Annotated in this window: 15 protein-coding genes; 11 read left to right on the forward strand and 4 right to left on the reverse strand. The window is 63.6% G+C overall.

Annotated elements, in window-relative coordinates; all coding sequences use genetic code 11:
• The first annotated feature begins 5 nt into the window (after positions 1-5).
• The 6 genes from ASF26_RS20425 to ASF26_RS20450 all read left to right on the forward strand — a co-directional run bounded on the left by ASF26_RS20425 (position 6) and on the right by ASF26_RS20450 (position 8712).
• Positions 6-440: an NlpC/P60 family protein gene (locus ASF26_RS20425; RefSeq protein ID WP_056258539.1), complete on the forward strand. Its 435-nt coding sequence runs from the start codon at positions 6-8 to the stop codon at positions 438-440.
• Positions 440-4255: a hypothetical protein gene (locus ASF26_RS20430; RefSeq protein WP_056258544.1), complete on the forward strand. Its 3816-nt coding sequence runs from the start codon at positions 440-442 to the stop codon at positions 4253-4255. Before ASF26_RS20425 ends, ASF26_RS20430 begins: the two co-directional genes overlap by 1 nt.
• Before the next feature lie 92 nt (positions 4256-4347).
• Entirely contained in the window at positions 4348-6327 is a 1980-nt protein-coding gene (locus ASF26_RS20435) for a hypothetical protein (RefSeq protein ID WP_056258547.1), read from the forward strand.
• A gap of 3 nt (positions 6328-6330) precedes the next feature.
• Positions 6331-7926 carry an FAD-dependent oxidoreductase gene (locus ASF26_RS20440; protein ID WP_056258552.1) on the forward strand — a complete coding sequence of 532 codons (1596 nt, stop codon included), beginning with the start codon at positions 6331-6333 and terminating at the stop codon, positions 7924-7926.
• A gap of 85 nt (positions 7927-8011) precedes the next feature.
• The gene (locus ASF26_RS20445) at positions 8012-8518 is read left to right on the forward strand and encodes a hypothetical protein (RefSeq protein ID WP_056258555.1); all 507 of its coding nucleotides are present in this window, start codon (positions 8012-8014) and stop codon (positions 8516-8518) included.
• A complete protein-coding gene (locus ASF26_RS20450) occupies positions 8515-8712 on the forward strand; it encodes a hypothetical protein (RefSeq protein WP_056258559.1) in 198 nt (65 codons plus the stop codon). Before ASF26_RS20445 ends, ASF26_RS20450 begins: the two co-directional genes overlap by 4 nt.
• 38 nt (positions 8713-8750) lie before the next feature.
• On the opposite strand, the gene ASF26_RS20455 is transcribed toward ASF26_RS20450, so the two are convergent.
• Positions 8751-9116: a hypothetical protein gene (locus ASF26_RS20455; protein ID WP_056258562.1), complete on the reverse strand. Its 366-nt coding sequence runs from the start codon at positions 9114-9116 to the stop codon at positions 8751-8753.
• Between the two features lie 419 nt (positions 9117-9535).
• Here ASF26_RS20455 and ASF26_RS20465 point away from each other — a divergent pair, with 419 nt between their 5' ends.
• The 5 genes from ASF26_RS20465 (at position 9536) to ASF26_RS20490 (ending at position 12616) form a co-directional block, all read left to right on the forward strand.
• Positions 9536-10423: a hypothetical protein gene (locus tag ASF26_RS20465; protein ID WP_082477725.1), complete on the forward strand. Its 888-nt coding sequence runs from the start codon at positions 9536-9538 to the stop codon at positions 10421-10423.
• Positions 10424-10876: 453 nt separating this feature from the next.
• Positions 10877-11386: a hypothetical protein gene (locus tag ASF26_RS20475; protein ID WP_056258576.1), complete on the forward strand. Its 510-nt coding sequence runs from the start codon at positions 10877-10879 to the stop codon at positions 11384-11386.
• Between the two features lie 29 nt (positions 11387-11415).
• Complete coding sequence (locus ASF26_RS20480) at positions 11416-11769, forward strand: hypothetical protein (protein ID WP_156463076.1); 354 nt, start codon at positions 11416-11418, stop codon at positions 11767-11769.
• Positions 11766-12011, forward strand: a complete 246-nt coding sequence (locus ASF26_RS20485) for a hypothetical protein (protein WP_056258588.1) — start codon at positions 11766-11768, stop codon at positions 12009-12011. The genes ASF26_RS20480 and ASF26_RS20485 overlap by 4 nt, the downstream gene beginning before the upstream one ends.
• Positions 12008-12616: a hypothetical protein gene (locus ASF26_RS20490; RefSeq protein WP_056258592.1), complete on the forward strand. Its 609-nt coding sequence runs from the start codon at positions 12008-12010 to the stop codon at positions 12614-12616. Before ASF26_RS20485 ends, ASF26_RS20490 begins: the two co-directional genes overlap by 4 nt.
• A gap of 126 nt (positions 12617-12742) precedes the next feature.
• Here the strand turns inward: ASF26_RS20490 and ASF26_RS20495 are convergent, their stop codons facing one another.
• The 3 genes from ASF26_RS20495 to ASF26_RS20505 all read right to left on the reverse strand — a co-directional run bounded on the left by ASF26_RS20495 (position 12743) and on the right by ASF26_RS20505 (position 15098).
• Entirely contained in the window at positions 12743-13906 is a 1164-nt protein-coding gene (locus tag ASF26_RS20495) for a GSCFA domain-containing protein (protein ID WP_056258596.1), read from the reverse strand.
• Between the two features lie 468 nt (positions 13907-14374).
• On the reverse strand, positions 14375-14710 hold the full coding sequence (locus ASF26_RS20500; protein WP_056258599.1) for a hypothetical protein: 336 nt from the start codon (positions 14708-14710) through the stop codon (positions 14375-14377).
• 7 nt (positions 14711-14717) lie between these two features.
• Entirely contained in the window at positions 14718-15098 is a 381-nt protein-coding gene (locus ASF26_RS20505) for a hypothetical protein (protein ID WP_056258602.1), read from the reverse strand.
• Between the last annotated feature and the right edge of the window lie 382 nt (positions 15099-15480).

Here is a 15480-nt window from a genome sequence, read left to right on the forward strand (position 1 = left end):
TCCCCATGCATTGGTCTGCCGACTATATCGGCCTGCCCTGGCAGGTCGGCGGTCTCACGCGCGACGGTATCGCGTGCTGGGGGCTTGCGCGCCTCGTCTATGCCGAGTGCCTCGGGATCCCCGTGCCGGACTATGCCGCCGCGGTGCCGTCGCTCGAGGAGCGTGCCGAGATTGCAGGGATCTTCGCCGAGGCGACTTCGAGCTCTGGACCGTGGCATGAGGTCGGTGCCGCAGATGCCGCCGAGTTCGACATCCTGGTTTTCCGCCGTGCCGGGCTCGCGCACCATGTCGGCATCGCGATTGGCGCCGGCCGCATGCTCCACATCGACACGGGCCAGGATAGCTGCCTCGTCGATTACACGGCCGGCCGGTGGGCTTCGCGACTGGTTGGGGTCTACGCGCACAAGGCGCGGATCCTTGATGCGGTTATGGCCGCCTGATGGACGCACCGGTCCGCGTTCTCGCACAGCCGCATCTGCTCGACGCCACCCGGGACCGGGTCGCGTTCACGGTCGCGCCCGGCCAGACCATCGCTCAGATGGTCGCCGAGGCCATGCCGGCAGGGCGCAGGCTGGGTGGCGCGTACTTTCGGGTCACCCTCAACGGGCAGCCGATCGCTGAGGCGCTCTGGCACGCGGTGAAGCCGAAGCCGGGCACGCAGGTGCTGATCCGGGTCGTTCCGCAGGGCGATATCCTGAAGAACGTCCTCCTCATCGCGCTGACCGTCGCCGCTGTGGCAGCCGGCCAATTCTACGGCCCCATGTTGGCGGGCGAGCTGCTGTTTGGCGGCCTCGGCGGCATCGGGACCGGCTCTCTCGGAACGGCCCTGGCGGGCGTCATCACCGCGACGACGCTGCTCGCCGGCACGCTGCTCATCAACGCGCTGATCCCGGTCCGCAGCGACAAGAAGGACGCGGCGGTCTACGGCATCCAGGGCCTGCGCAACCAGGCGCAGCCCGACGGCGTGGTGCCGGCCATCCTCGGTTTCCATCGTTCGACGCCGCCCTACGGCATGCTGCCCTACACGGAATCCGTCGGCGACGACCGCTTCGTCATCGCGAACTTCATCCACGGCTACGGCCCGATCGCCACGCGCAACCACCGCATCGGTGAGACGCCCATCGAGAAGTACCAGGAGGTCACGGCCGAGCACCGGGAGGGCCGGGTCGGCGACGCGGCACTGACGCTGACCCCGCAGCAGGTTGTCGAGCGCGCGCTGTCGATCGAGCTTCTCAGCGGCGGCCCGGGGGCAGGCCCGCAAACCCGGTACACGAAGGCGGACATCTCCTCGTTCTCCGTCGACATCGGCTTTCCGGGTGGGCTCGGCGGCGTCGACAAGGACGGGAAAAAGGTCGGCGTCGAGGCTACCTTCACGCTGCGCTACCGCAAAGTCGGCACCGAGGCATGGACTTCAAAGCCGATTTCGGTCTTCGCCAAGCTGTCCGGCAAAGCGTTCACCCGCACGTTCCAGTACGACGTGACCGAGCGCGGTCTCTACGAAGTCGAGATCACCCGCACCAGCAGCGATTTCGACCGCCCCGATCAGGATCTGTCGCGCAAGGAGATCCAGCGGACTGGTCGCTCGCAATGGTCGGCCCTGCGCTCGTTCCGGCCCGAATACCCGCTGAACTTCGACAAGCCGCTGGCGGTGACCGCCATCCGCATCCGCGCGACGGGCCAGCTGAACGGCACGCTCGACGAGTACAATTGCGATGCCTTCTGCATCTGCCCGGATTGGGATGCGGCGACCAAGACCTGGATCGAGCGCGAGACGCAAAACCCTGCCTCGCTGTTCCGGCACGTCCTCACGGGACCGGCCGGCGCCTATCCGCTCACGGTCGACGAGGTGGACGCGCTGGGCGACTGGCACGCCTTCTGTGTCGCGAACGGCCTGACCTACAACCGGATCCACGATTACCAGGCGTCCGTCCTCGACGTGCTGTCCGACATCGCCGCGGCCGGTCGCGCCAGCCCGCACGACAAGGGCGACCGCTGGGGCGTCGTCATCGACCGTGCCCTCGACACCGTGGCGGCCCACATCACGCCGCGCAATTCCTGGGGCTTCAAGGGTGAGCGGTCATACCTCACCTTTCCCGACGCCTTCCGCGTCAGCTTCCTCGACGAGACCAACAGCTTCACCAAGGCCGATCGGATCGTGCCGTGGCCGGGCTTCGTCGGCCAGCCGAAGGTCATCGAGAAGCTCGAACTGCCGGGCATCACCAACCCGGCCCAGGTCTGGAAGGAGGCTCGGAAGCGCCAATACGAGATCATGCTCCGGCTCGACACCTTCACGGTCAACCAGGACTTCGAGAGCCTGGTGCCGACCCGGGGTGACCGCGTCGAGCTCTCGCACGATGTCCTCGACCGCGACCAGATCGCCGCCCGCATCATCCTGAAGCCGGAAAGCCTGTCAGCCCTCATTCTGGATGAGATGCCGACCATGGAGGCGGGGCAGGCTTATGCGGCGCGCGTCCGCTACTCCGACGGCACCTCGAACGTGTTTCCCGTCCGCACGGTGGCCGGAACCTCGAACGTCCTCATCCTCGACGGGCCCGGCCGACTGCCGGCGATGGACGACCTCATCATGTTCGGGAAGGCCACCCGGATCTCTCAGGCATGCACGGTGAAGGGGATCCAGCCTCAGAAGGACTTCACTGCAGCGCTCACCCTGATCCCGCACGCACCGGAGATCGAGACGCTGGTTGCCAACGATGTGCCTCCGGCCTGGAGCGGCCGCGCCGGCACCGTGGTGGACCAGCCCGTCAGCATCCCCGTCGCGCCGATCATCGTCAGCGTCGATTCCGGCACGTCCGCATCCAGCCTCGCGACGACCGAAAACCCCTATCCGGTCGTGGTCAACCTGCGGCCGAACCCGTCCGGCACGACCCCGCTCGCCACCTTCCAGGTGCTCAGCCGCAAGGTCGGCACCACGACGTGGCTCACGAGTTCGGCGCTGGCCGGCACCGGCAGCGTGCTTCTCGCCGGGTACGCGAAGGGCGACGTGATCGAGTATCAGGCCCGCGGTGTCTCCACGCGCGGTACGGCCGGCGATCTGACGACGGCGGCAACTCACACCGTCGGCGCCACGGATGCGCCGTCTCCGGCCAACCTCGTCGTCGCGATCGAGCGCGCCACGGTCAACGGCGGGACATCCGTCGCCTTCCTGCGGCTCACCTGCTCGGCGCCGACCCGGACCGACCTGTCCCTGGTCGGACGCTACCGTCCGGTCGGCTCGACCGCATGGACCGCGATCCCGCTCAACACGGCCAGCCGGACGTCGATCGCATCGGGCACGCTGGCGGATGCCACGGATTACGAGGTCCAGGGCGCGCTCTCGACGGATTCCGGGGCGGACATCAGCAATTTCGTTGCGGCCACCGGCTCGCCGATCCGCGTCGTCTCCGATCCCACGGCACCGAACGCCCCGACCTACACCTCCGCGACGCTCAGCGGGACGACCGTCACCCACGCGATCAAGCAGTCCGGCGGCAACGCCCGCAGCGTCCAGCTTTCCCGCGCCAACGGCTTCGGCAAGGTGTTCGCTGATGCCGCCCTCAGCGTCAGTAAGCCGGTCGATCCGAACCAGACCGACACGCTGCCCGATACCATCGATGTCGGTTTCTGGCAGTGGTGGCTGACTGCGCTGAACGGATCGGGCGTTGCGAGCGCCGCGGCAGGCCCCAAGAGTATCCTAAAGGTCGATCAGGCCGGCAACGTCATCCAGTACCCGAACGACCTGACGAACACCGCATGGGCGCGCGTGGCGATGGGTAATCCCGTCGCGCAGGGCACCGGACCCGACGGGCTTCAGGCGACCTTCGTTCCGGAGACCACAGCGAACAGCGCTCACTACATCGGCTACAAGGCGACGGGGCTCACGTCCGGGGCCAGGGTTCGCGGCATCTTCGGTCTTAAGGCTGCCGGCCGCACCAATGGCCGGCTCGACCTTCTGGTAACCTCCGGCACCGGCGCCGGGAACTATGCCCGGGTGCTGTTCGATCTCACCGCCAAGACGGCAACGGTGTCGACCACCAACGGCACGTTCACGAACCTTGCGGCGACCATCATCCAGGTCTCGGCGGACTACTTCCTGGTGGCGATCACGGCCACCACGGCGGCCGCTACGGGCACTTCCGGCTCCATGGCTATCGAGAGCCGCCTCTACTTCGCAGACGACACCAAGGCCCTTTCCTACACCGGCGACACCACCAAGGGCATGCTCGCCTGGGCATGCACGCTCGCTCCGGTGACCTGAGCGCGCCCGCGCATCTGACCCGACCTCAACCCCTCCGAACCACCTGACGCCGCCTCGCTTCCGCGAGCGATGGCGCGCGGGAGACCCTGTGCATGCCGATGACGACGGACCTGCCGGTCGGTGATCTCTATGAGTTCATCGGCGATTTTCGGCTGAATGGAGATGGACCGCCGACGACTGGGCGGATGGGCCTCGCGCGCCTGCAGGAGATCTTGCTGAGCTCGACGAGCCCTGTCGGTGCTTTGCTTGCCAACATCACCGGCCGCCTCACGACAGCCGAGGGCTTCACCAACCAGATCACGGGCATCGCCAGCCGCGTGACCACTCTGGAAGGGCTGGCCGGTATCTCGCCCGGCACCGACCTCGCGGCAGACGGCACAGCGGTGCGCGCGACGCGGTATTGGGGGCGCCCCGGCGAAGCGATGAGGACTTGGACGGCTGACCTCAGCAAGAGCGCAAAAGAGGCTCCGCCGCTCACGGTTACGGGTGCCTTCAGCGTCACGACCGATGGCCCCGGCAAGGGGCCTGCGATCCGGATCACGGGCGAAGGCTACATCACCACCATCGCGAAGATCCACCTAGACGATGATGAGGTTGTCGAGCTCACCTATCGCCAAGCTCGCCGGATCAACAGCACCACTGGCAGCAATACTGCCGTTAACGAAGTGGCTTGCTACCGCGCCGATGGGACGTTCATCACAACAGCTGCCTTTAACTCCGGGCCGGACCTTCTTGTCGCGGAAGGCCTGCGCAAATCAACTTACCGGGTGTCTCTCGTCGCTGCCCTGAGCTCGGTCGCCCTGCCAGCCGGGACGTGTTTCTTCAGCCCTCTGTTCGGCGGGCGTGCCGGCAATGGCGCCATTGAAATCACCTCTATTGATCGCTCGACCCAGAGCCTGACCAGCGCGCCCGAGATGGCCGACGCCATCGCGCCGGAAGACCGCCTCTTCATCTTCGATGACAGCGCCAAGCTCATCAAGAAGCTGTCCCCCCTGCTGCTCGCCCAATACGTGGAGAACCTAATCGTGGAGAAGAGATTTCGGTTCTACCAAGAGCCCACGCTCATTGGTCCAGAGCCCAAGCTCTGGTGGGCGAACGACCTCTTCCGCAACGGCGGCGAGATCACGCATACCGGGCAGACGGGCACGCTGCTCATCGGCTACGGCAAGCCGCCCGTTGCCTACAGCGCCCACAGCAAGACGCTCGGGCCTGGCGATTGGGAGAGCTTCCGGGACGGCTCCCAGCAGGCAATTTACCTGGCGTCCGCCGACACCACGCCCATCCCCGTCTACTCGTTCTTCACGAACACCAGCGGCGTCAACCCGATCGGGGATGCCATTGCCGACGCGTTCCTGGCCCGACTGTCGCAGACGCAGAACACGGCAGAGCGCGCGGCCACCCGCGCCCTGATCAAGCGCCTCTACGCGGATGGCGTCGGCCCCTACCGCAGGTTCCGCACGGCCTACCTGCTCGCCGGGAGGGATCCCGCATCGTCCCGTGTCGACATGGTCCGGGAGGGTAAGCTCCTTACGCTCGTCAACGACCCTCTCCACATCAGCAATCGCGGTTTCCAGGGCAATCCCGGCGCGTCGGCGTATTTCGATCTGAACTATGTCCCCGCGACGGACTCGGGGATCGGCATCAACAATCACGCAATGGGGGTCTATTCGGACACCACCGTTGAGGCGACCGGCGCCTTCGCCATGGGCGCGCAGAACATGGCGATCGGCGTCAACCGCTCCGGCCCGGCGGGGACCGGACGATCCGGTTCGGTGTCAACGGACGTCGTGACGACAGGCGGCCGCGGGGGGCTGTTCGCGCTGTCACGCAACGCCGCCGACAAGTACCGCTACATCTACGGTCAGACGGCGCAGGACGTGAGCCGCACGACCACCGCGTTCAACAGCGCCAACTTCTCAATGCTGGGCCTCTGCAACAACGGTAGCACCGGCCCCACAGCGTTCACCCAGACCATTCCGCGCTTCATGTTCGTCTCCGAATACATGACCGACGCGGAGCTTTTCATCGTGGACTCGGCCATGGCCGAGTACATGACCGCAGTGGGAGCCTGATCCATGGCGACCTACAACTTCGACCTCATCGTCTATGGCGGGACCATCCACGGTCTCATCACCGCGCGCCGCGCCGCCTCCTACGGCATGAAGGTCTGCGTCCTCGAATGGACGAAGCGCCTCGGCGGGCTGTTCACGGGCGGTCTTGGCGTCGGCGACTTTACGCCGGGGCTGACCCGATGGGGCTACATGAAGCTGATGCTCCAGCGCATCGCCTCGCGTCCGCCCTACAACATGACGGACGGCTCCGAGCAGAAAGACCGCTCGTCGATCGAGGCCAAGGAGGCGATGACCGCCATCCTGCTCGACAGCCCCAACGTCACGACGGTCGTGAATGCCAAGATCAGGACCGTCGTCAACAATCCTGCAAACAACGCAGTCCAGAAGATCATCCTCGAAAACGGGGACATCTACGTCGCCCTGCATTCGACCAGCGACGGCTCCTACGAGGTCGATCTCGCGGCTTTCGCTGGCCTGCCCATGCGCGGCGGGCGTGACGGCCAACCGCTCTACGATGAGCAGGTCGTCAATCCGAACGCCAACGGGACGATGAGCAATCTCGGATACAATCCGGGCTTCCACCTCCCTGAGAACTTCCGCGGCTACGACACGCGCGGCGATCGCTTCCGAAACCAGAGCCAGCCCGCACGGCCTGGGATGAGGATCGGCGAGGGGGCTGCGATTTCTCAGAGCTACGGCTGGCGCTTCAGCCTCAAGAAGTTTGTCGGCAATCGCCCCTGGGTAAAGCCCTCGGGGTGGGGTCCGGCCGACGTCAATCGCATCGTCGACATGACGAATAAAAGCTCCAATTTCGCCTCGCCGCCGGATGGATCGGCAGCCGGCGGGTCGTTCCCCTATTCGGTTTCGGCACGGCCCATCTCGGGGACGGTTGCCGGCGAGGCGGGCCGCTACTCCACCAACGGAACCGATTTCCCCGGCATCTACACCGATGGCTGGTGCGAGATGGGCTACCGCCAGCGTGAGATCAAGCAATCGAAGGCCGCCATCGAGTTCATGGGGGCGTGCTGGACGTGGATGGACAGCCCACTCATCAGCACGAGCCGCAAGAACACCCTCGGCGCCTTCGGTCTGCCGGACGACGAGTTCACGGACGACTACATCGAGTTTCCCGGCTTCCCCGGCGCGTACTACGTGCGCGATGGCCGCTCGATCATCGCTCAGTACAGGATGGATCTGAAGGAGATCGCCAGGAACGGAGCCGGAAAGTTCAACCCGTCCGACTCGATCGGGATTGGGGGCTACTCCCTCGACATCCACACCCCCTACCTGTTCACGCGGCCGGATGGCCTCGTTCAGAAAGAGGGCGGCACTGACTACACGGAGAGCGATTACGGCATCCCGCTCCGCGCCTGCCTGCCGAAGAAGTCGGTCTGCCCGAACATGAGCGTGTCGTGGGGGCTCTTCGGCTCGTCGGGCTTCCGGTCTTCCTATCGGATGGAGGAGACGGTCGCCTGCGTCGCCGACGCCCTCGGCGTGCTCCACGGCATCGCATGGAGCACCAACCGCGACATTCATCAGGTGCCGGCGTCCGAGGTCCAGGCCGCGATCAAGGCGCTTGGCGCCACCATCACCGTCTGAGGGGAGTTCGATGGGAACCTATCAAAGGCGGGGAGCCGCGAGCGGCGGGGCCAGCGCGGCGGTTGATGTAGCGGGCAACGGTTGGGTGACCAACACGCGCGGGCAACTCGTTGGCCGCCCGATCTACTTCAGCAACATGATGGACGTCGAAGGCGGTGACGGAAACACGCACGCGTTCTTCGCGCCCGTCCAGCATCTCGGCGTCCTTCGCGATGTCGACATGACGGTGGCCGGATCGGCTCTGACGGATGCCAACCGCGAGAGCTACGCCCTACGGATGCGCCCGTACCTCTACCGCATGTCCAAGCTCAGCGTCGGGTTGCCGATCGGGACCATCGGCGCCATCAACCTGTCGATCTACACCGGGCGGGACAAAAGCGGCGACAAGCTTCTCGACATCACCCCGACCGGCCTCGCGCCGCTGGCGGCCGATCCCTACGCGATCGTGGAGTTTGCTCTGCCCAACGTTCACCGCAGCGCGGACTGGCTCCACATCTATGTCAACACCGTCAACGCGGACCCGCTCAAGCTCTCGTTCTGGGCCTACGGGGACGTCCTCATTGCCGACGATAAGCGAGGCACACCGATATGAGCGCCACCCGATACGCCATCCTCGACACGTCGGGCGTTCAGAACGTCGTCACCGGCCTCGTCGAGGTGCTGGAAGACGAGACCTTCCATCATCCGGATCACATTGAGGATGTGAGCGCGGTGGAAGTGCCGGCCGGCGAGCCCGTCACCGAGGGCTGGAAGTGGACGAAGCGCGACGGGTTCCGGGCTGGCTGACACGCACCCCAGTCGGACCCTAAGGCCGGCGTGAGGGCTCAGGTCTTCTCGGCTTCAGGCACCATGGCAGGCGCAGCGACAGGCTCGGTAGCGGTGAGAGCCGCCGACTTGTCCGACAACTGCCCTTTGGCCAATCGCTCAATAATCAGAGGCGCAGATAGCCCCATATAGAAGGCCGTAAGGCTGTTAGAGGCGTCCACCAGAAATGGTAGGGGGCCCGCTATCACGAGCGCGAAAATCAGTTTCGCGACTAGGTAGAAAGGCTGCTTGTAGAGGGGCGGGCACCGTCCCCCTAAGGACTGGGCTTCTCTCAGCGCGGCGGCCAGTTCCGCCCCCAAGCTGCCGAGGACGCCGACGAAGTAGAATTTGAACGGGGCAAATTCCGCTAAGATCGAACCGATCAATGTTGATGGCGGCTACCGCCACCCATCCGGAAAACCCAAGCGACGCGGTCGAGATGAGCCTGGAGACGCTTAGCCCAAGCCTCATGACGCGACGCACGTGCGAGAATGATGGCGACGTTGATCGAAACGAGTCCTGCAAACAGGGCAGCTGGGACGACGGCGAGGTAGTCCATGAGCTTAGAGACCATGCTGGGCATCCTGGTCGTTGGTGACGACTCAGCACGCACTTTGAAGCGTTAACGCGGGTTCACTCTACGTAACAGATTGGGTGATATGGCACCCGATCGCCGGGGGTCAAGGGACGATTGTCAACCCCTGTTGCCGCGTAGACACGACTCACGCGCGCGCTGTCCACCTCTTTTTATCCCCTCCCGAGCCGGCCGGTCGCCGCGCAACCCCTGACATCGTGAGAACTGACCATGGCAGCCAGCCTGGACCGCGCCGCGTTTTTCGCGAGCGCGCGCAAACTCGTATTCGGAGGCTCCCTTTCTCAGGGGCAGGTTTCCGGCATGGAAGCCATTCTCGACGCGTGCCCGCCCGATCTCGACAGTGACGCGCTGGCGTACTGCCTAGCGACCGCCTTTCATGAGACCGCCCGCACCATGCTTCCGATCAAGGAGTACGGCGGCACGGCCTACTACACGAAGATGTACGATCCCGCCGGGAGCCGGCCGGCGGTCGCCAAGGCTCTGGGCAACACGATCCCTGGCGACGGCGCCAAGTTCGCGGGCCGCGGTTACGTCCAGCTCACGGGACGCGCTAACTATCGGCGTGCGACTGGCGAGCTTCAGAACCGTGGCTACCTCACCCGTTCGCAGGATCTGACGCAGACCCCTGACAGCGCCATGGTGCCCGACATCGCCGCGGCGATCATGTTCATCGGCATGTCCGAGGGATGGTTCACCGGCCGCAAGCTGTCCGACTATTTTGGCCCGACGAAGAGCATTCCGGTCGGCGCCCGCGCCATCATCAACGGCACGGACAAGGCGTCGATCATCGCCGGCTACTTCCGGGGCTTCCAGACGGCTCTGCTGGCCGCTGGGCACCTTCCTGGCGGCGTGGTGGCGACTGTGCCTGTCCCGCCCGTCACCGTGGCTCCGATCGCGCCTGTCGATAAGCCTGTGGCGGCAGATCATAGCAAACCACCCGTTCCCTATAATCCTCCCCCCGGTCCTCTCGTCCAGCCCGCACCGCGGAAGAGTGGCGTGCTGCCGGCTCCGAAACCGCTGCCGGAGCCGATCTACGATGTGAAGGCCTCGTGGGGCTCGCGGCTCGCGTCCTGGCTGATGCGGCCTTGGTTCGGGTGAGGGGCGCTACTGGAGTGACTTCCCTCGCTTCGCAAATCTGAAGCGCAGGCCATCTTCATCCCAAGCGATGTCTGAAACTTCCCAAAGAGCGATGTACTTTTTGCGAGTGAAACCCGGCTCTTTACCGGGGTTCTCGGTGATCTCGTCCTCACACAAAATGACGTTCATTTTGTCCCGAATGACATCTACGAATTCATCTGAATGTGCGCGACCTGGGAGAACCCATGGGTCGTGATACGTTTGCGCCGTCCAGTTGCACCAATGAGTGTGGACGCAAGCGAGGCGCTCGCCCTCCACCATGGCAAACCACGACCCTCTGCTACCCGTCGCCTTCGCCCATTCAGTCGGCATTTCCTGCTCCATCCATCGCTGAGCAGGCTTAGCACAGACTACCTTCTGTAGGCTCCGAGCCCGGCCGGTCGCCTCGCACCCCTCCCACATCGTGAGACCATCATGACCCGCTTCTTCCTCGCGGCGCTGGCGTTCGCTTGTGCCGTCTCTGTCGCGTTCGCGCAGGGCGCTACGCCCTCACCGACTGTCCTCCCGATCCAGTGGGGCGACATGGCCAACGGCCTGTTCAAGGTCGCCGTGGAGGCTCTGTATCCAGTCGTGCTTGCCGCGGTGGCCTACGCCGCCGGCAAGCTGCCGTGGTGGGTCTCCATGTGGCTCACGACGCAGCGGATCGACCGCGCGCTTCAGACTGGCGCCGACTACGCTCTAAACGCTGTCGAGGGCGCGACCGCCGGCAAGGCCATCTCGGTCGACGTCGGCTACACCGTCCTGAAGGTGGCGCTCGAGCGCATCCTCGGCTCGACCCCCGAATGGCTCATCAACGAGATGGGTGGCGCCAAGGGCATCTCCGAGCGGCTGTTCCGGGTCTTCAAGTTCGATGAGACCGTATCGGACAAGAACACCCTGACGCCGCTGGTCCAGGCGCTGTCGACGCTGTCGTTCGTGAAGTAGGCGGGCGGATGCCGGGAGAGGCCGAGCAGATGACCGCCGCCGTGATCGCCGGCCTCCTCAAGGACTACGGGCTGGTCGGCGCTCTGGCGTTGGCACTGGCCGCCATGGGGCTTCTGATCAAGTGGCTGAAGGAGTCGTGGCAGGCACGCCTGGATGACAAGCAGACGATGGTGGAGCGCGTCGCCACCGCGATTGAACGACAATCGGCCACGAGCGTCGACCATACCGAGGCGATCAAAGAGCTGCGCGAGGGCCAGGCCGCCATCCTCAAGACCGCGACTGAAGCTGCCCTCACTAGCGCGGCGAACGACAAGGCCATTCTGAAAGAGATCGAGGAATCCCGTAAGGCGATCGACCGGAACACGGGAGCACGCGCATCATGATCCTTGATCGCATCCGGGAAGGGTTCTGCCGCGCCCTGTGCCCCCACCTTGGGGGGCATCACAACACACCGGGGGAAGACCGGCTCGAACGGGCCGAGAAGCTTCACATCCTGTCGGCGCAAGACGCAGCGAACGAGAGCAGAAAGACCGGTTTGCGGGTCGGAGACATGAGGAAGGTGGCGAACTCCGCCGTCGACCGCCTCCGGCATGATCGGATCGATGGTGAGGAAGTCGAACAATGATGCCGCGGTATGACGACACCTCGCCTGAGACCATCAAGAAGCAAATCGTGTTCGCCACCATCGTGCTCGTCGGCACGGTGTTCATGCTCAACTTCTTCGTTCCGAACGCCGATCTCATCCTGGCCGAGCGCATCTTCCAGGCGTCGGTCGCGGCGACGGTGGTAGTGGTCTACTGGCCGGACGCCAGGGCCGCGTGGCTCACCCAGTCGCCGGAGCGCGGGGACTATCTCATTGTCGGCGTGACGATCGGTTGGTGCGCCACCTTCTGCCAGGCGATGTTTTCGGTGATCTTCCGGCTCGCCGGCATGCCGATGTGGTTCACGAACATCGATGCGAACTCGCTCTGGATCCTGATGAGCGCGATCTCCGGCGTCTTGCACATCGTCGCGCCTGGCGCTGTCGATGGCGTGGTGCCTCGGCGCAATCGCATCGTGCTCGGCTTGGGCATGGGGGTGGCCGTAATGGGCATATGCGTCGTGCTCTGGACCCGGCCGGATATCTCCGACTACGTCGAGGCCAGCCGCTTCGTCCTTGAGGATACCGCCTCGTGGTTCCTTGGGCTGATTGATCGAACGTCAGCCGGAATGCGGGGGTGGTTCAGGTAGCCACCCCACCCGACGCGCTGCCGCGCCTGTCGGTCGTCCTGAGAGCACGATAGACCCCGCCCGGCGAAAGCTGGTGCGGGGTTTTCTTTTGCGGCATGCCAGATACGCGCTTGTGCGCTTCTCGCCCTATTCGCCTGCGGCTCTACGGCCCGCAATTCTTGCGGCACGCTTCTCGGCCTTCTTCGCGTCCACCCTTGACTGCGTTTCCGCAGAGCGTTTGGTGGCCGGCGATAGGGCTTCGTCGGCGCCGTGGTGGTTCATGGTCTTGGCTCTCGCAAGCGCTGCGACCTCCTCAGGGGTCTGCAGGCCGATCTTCGCTAGGCGCTGATCCCGCCTCTGAGCGATTTTATACGCCTTAAGCAATGTCTCATCATCCAGGCCCGGAGAGCAGAAGTACCTTTCGAACATTTTCATGTTAAAATCAAGCACGAGTAAGCTTACGTGGCGTCTATCCATTCCATATTGATTGTCAAAACCGTGCTGAACTACATCGTAGCTCGGAAAGTAGAACAAATTGTCATCATTATCTTTGGTTTCACGATAAAACTCATCAACTGCTGCTCTTATGATTGCTTTCGAGGCCGCATTTGCAGACAGCGCAGCTATGGGCCTAAATGATGCGGCAAGCGGAATTGGCGATACAGTAAAAATGACCGTTGCGCTTGGGCGATATTGTTTGATTAAAGAACGTATTGACGCGATATTGCTCTTTGTTTCCGCAAAGGTTGCTACTCGAAATTTATGACGAGATGGGTCAATTTTATTTTTCGGAGGTGCTCGCCAAAACACCTCACCCGTTGGCTCGTCGTACCAAATCTCAGACAGCCCAAGCGTGATGATGAATACTTCTGCCTCATCAAACAGCTCTTTTGTTGCTAGGCGGGCCTCGTCAGTATACCCAAACTCTTCTTGTTCATAACCTTGCCAAAGAGCAACAGAGGGAAATTTATTCTCCCATGCCCACTCAAATTGCTGCCTGATAGCAGACGTATGAACCATGCCGTCACCCATCTGAGTGACGTAAGCCTTGTTGTCCTGCCGGGTTAAGACTTTATAGCCGCGGCCATGCAAATATTTGCTAATATTCGCCGCGAAGCACGACCCGAATGCAACGATTGGCGTGCCCTTTTTTATGAAGGCTTCAGGCGGGCCGAAGCCCTTCATAAAGTAACGATCAACTACGTAATCTTTTGTCAAAGATGTATTATCAGGGAATAAGGAAGGCCTGCTTGAATAAGACGTGCTCATTCCCTTCTTGGCGCCGTCTTGATCAACACGGGTGATGGCCATGGCGCAAGCTCCCTCATCAACAGGCCGAAAACCTGAGAGGAGAAAGTTTGTAGCGAGAGTCTCACGATTTCGCGAGAGCCGATCACGATCGTGGTATTTTTGAAATCGTCCGTGATTGATCTGCAACTAGCGCGACGCCAAGAGATGCGGGTTCACGCATGGTTCGGGGAAGCAAGGGAACGCCCCGTTAGGGGTTCGTTAACCATTCTGTATTCAGAACTGGTCTCGCCCGGAGGCCACCATGACGCTCACCATCCTCGATCCGATCTCGGGCAAGCTGGTGACCATCGAAGTGCCGGTCAGGAAGTAGAGGTCAGTGCGGGCCAGGATTGATGCTGGCTGCGGGGCCTCAACTCGTTTCAGTCAAGACGGCCTAAGCCAATCGACCCCGCTGTATCCGACTTCAGCGTGTCCATCCACGCCGCCGCACTGACCGTCAGACGGTACCACGTTTTGCGCTTGAGGGAATCACCACGGCCTCGGCCGCGTGCTCATCGTGTCGACCCGCTTCCGCCGGCCGTTCTTCCGCTCGATCCAGATCTCGGCGCAGCATAAGGCGAGGTCCGGACCCCAATCGTAGTCGCCCTTCCAGTTTGGATCGCGTCCGGGGAAGTTCCGGAAGTCCACCGACTCGCGCAGGATCAGCCTCAGCCGGAACTCGCCGTCGTGCTGGCGCTGGAGTAGCGCGCGCAGGCACTCCGATGATGCGACCCAAGCCGCGCCGCCCTTGCTGTCCGGGAAGTTGCGCGGGCCATACTCGTCGGACGTGAGATCGCGCCAGGGCGGGCCTTCGTCATCGGCCATATCGCGCCTACCTCTTCACCGCCCAGATCGGCACAGCCCCCTTCGGCCGGCCCGGCACCTCTCGAAAGTACCGCGTCCGCTCGAACCGGATGAAGTCCGCGTCGACCTCAGACACAATCTCGCCGCTGAGAACCATGGCCCCGCAGAAGTCGGAGCGGATCACGCCAAGATCAGGGTGGACGCCGAATAGCTGCAACGTCGTCCAGCCGAGCCGTCCGGCCTCGTCGGCGTGCTTGTCGAGAAAATCCAGGGAAGCGGCGTGCACGGCCTGCCAGCCGGCGGGCGTCAGTCCAGCGCACGGCACCATGCTTGGCTTCATGTCGAGGAACGCCTCGCGCCACGCCTGTGGGCTGCCCGGCTCGATCTTGAAGGCTGGTGAAGCTGACATGAGGTCCGGCGGCTGTAATGGGCCGGACGGGATAGGGCAGCGTGCCGCGAGTCGCTGTGGCTGTGGAGCCACATGCGGCGACGGGTCGGTGGATACGAGCCTCCCCTGAGCTTTCCTGCCCTCGCTTCTTGGCTAGCGCGCACCGCGTTCGAAGAGAAGATTGGATCCTCCGTTGCGGTCAAACCTTCCATGGGGAGCGCCGTTTTTGATCCCCTTGGCCTGATTGTTTTGGCAACCGGGAATGCCCAACTGCGCGCCCATCTAGCGGCGGCGTAGACCAGTGCATCGAACTGACCGTGGATGCTGCGCCGCCCTTCCTATTTCCTTGCATCTCTTCCGGGCCGATCGAGTCTGCTCGCTCAAGGTCTGAAAGATACAACGT

This window comes from Methylobacterium sp. Leaf93 (genome assembly GCF_001422345.1).
Classification (GTDB): Bacteria; Pseudomonadota; Alphaproteobacteria; order Rhizobiales; family Beijerinckiaceae; genus Methylobacterium; species Methylobacterium bullatum.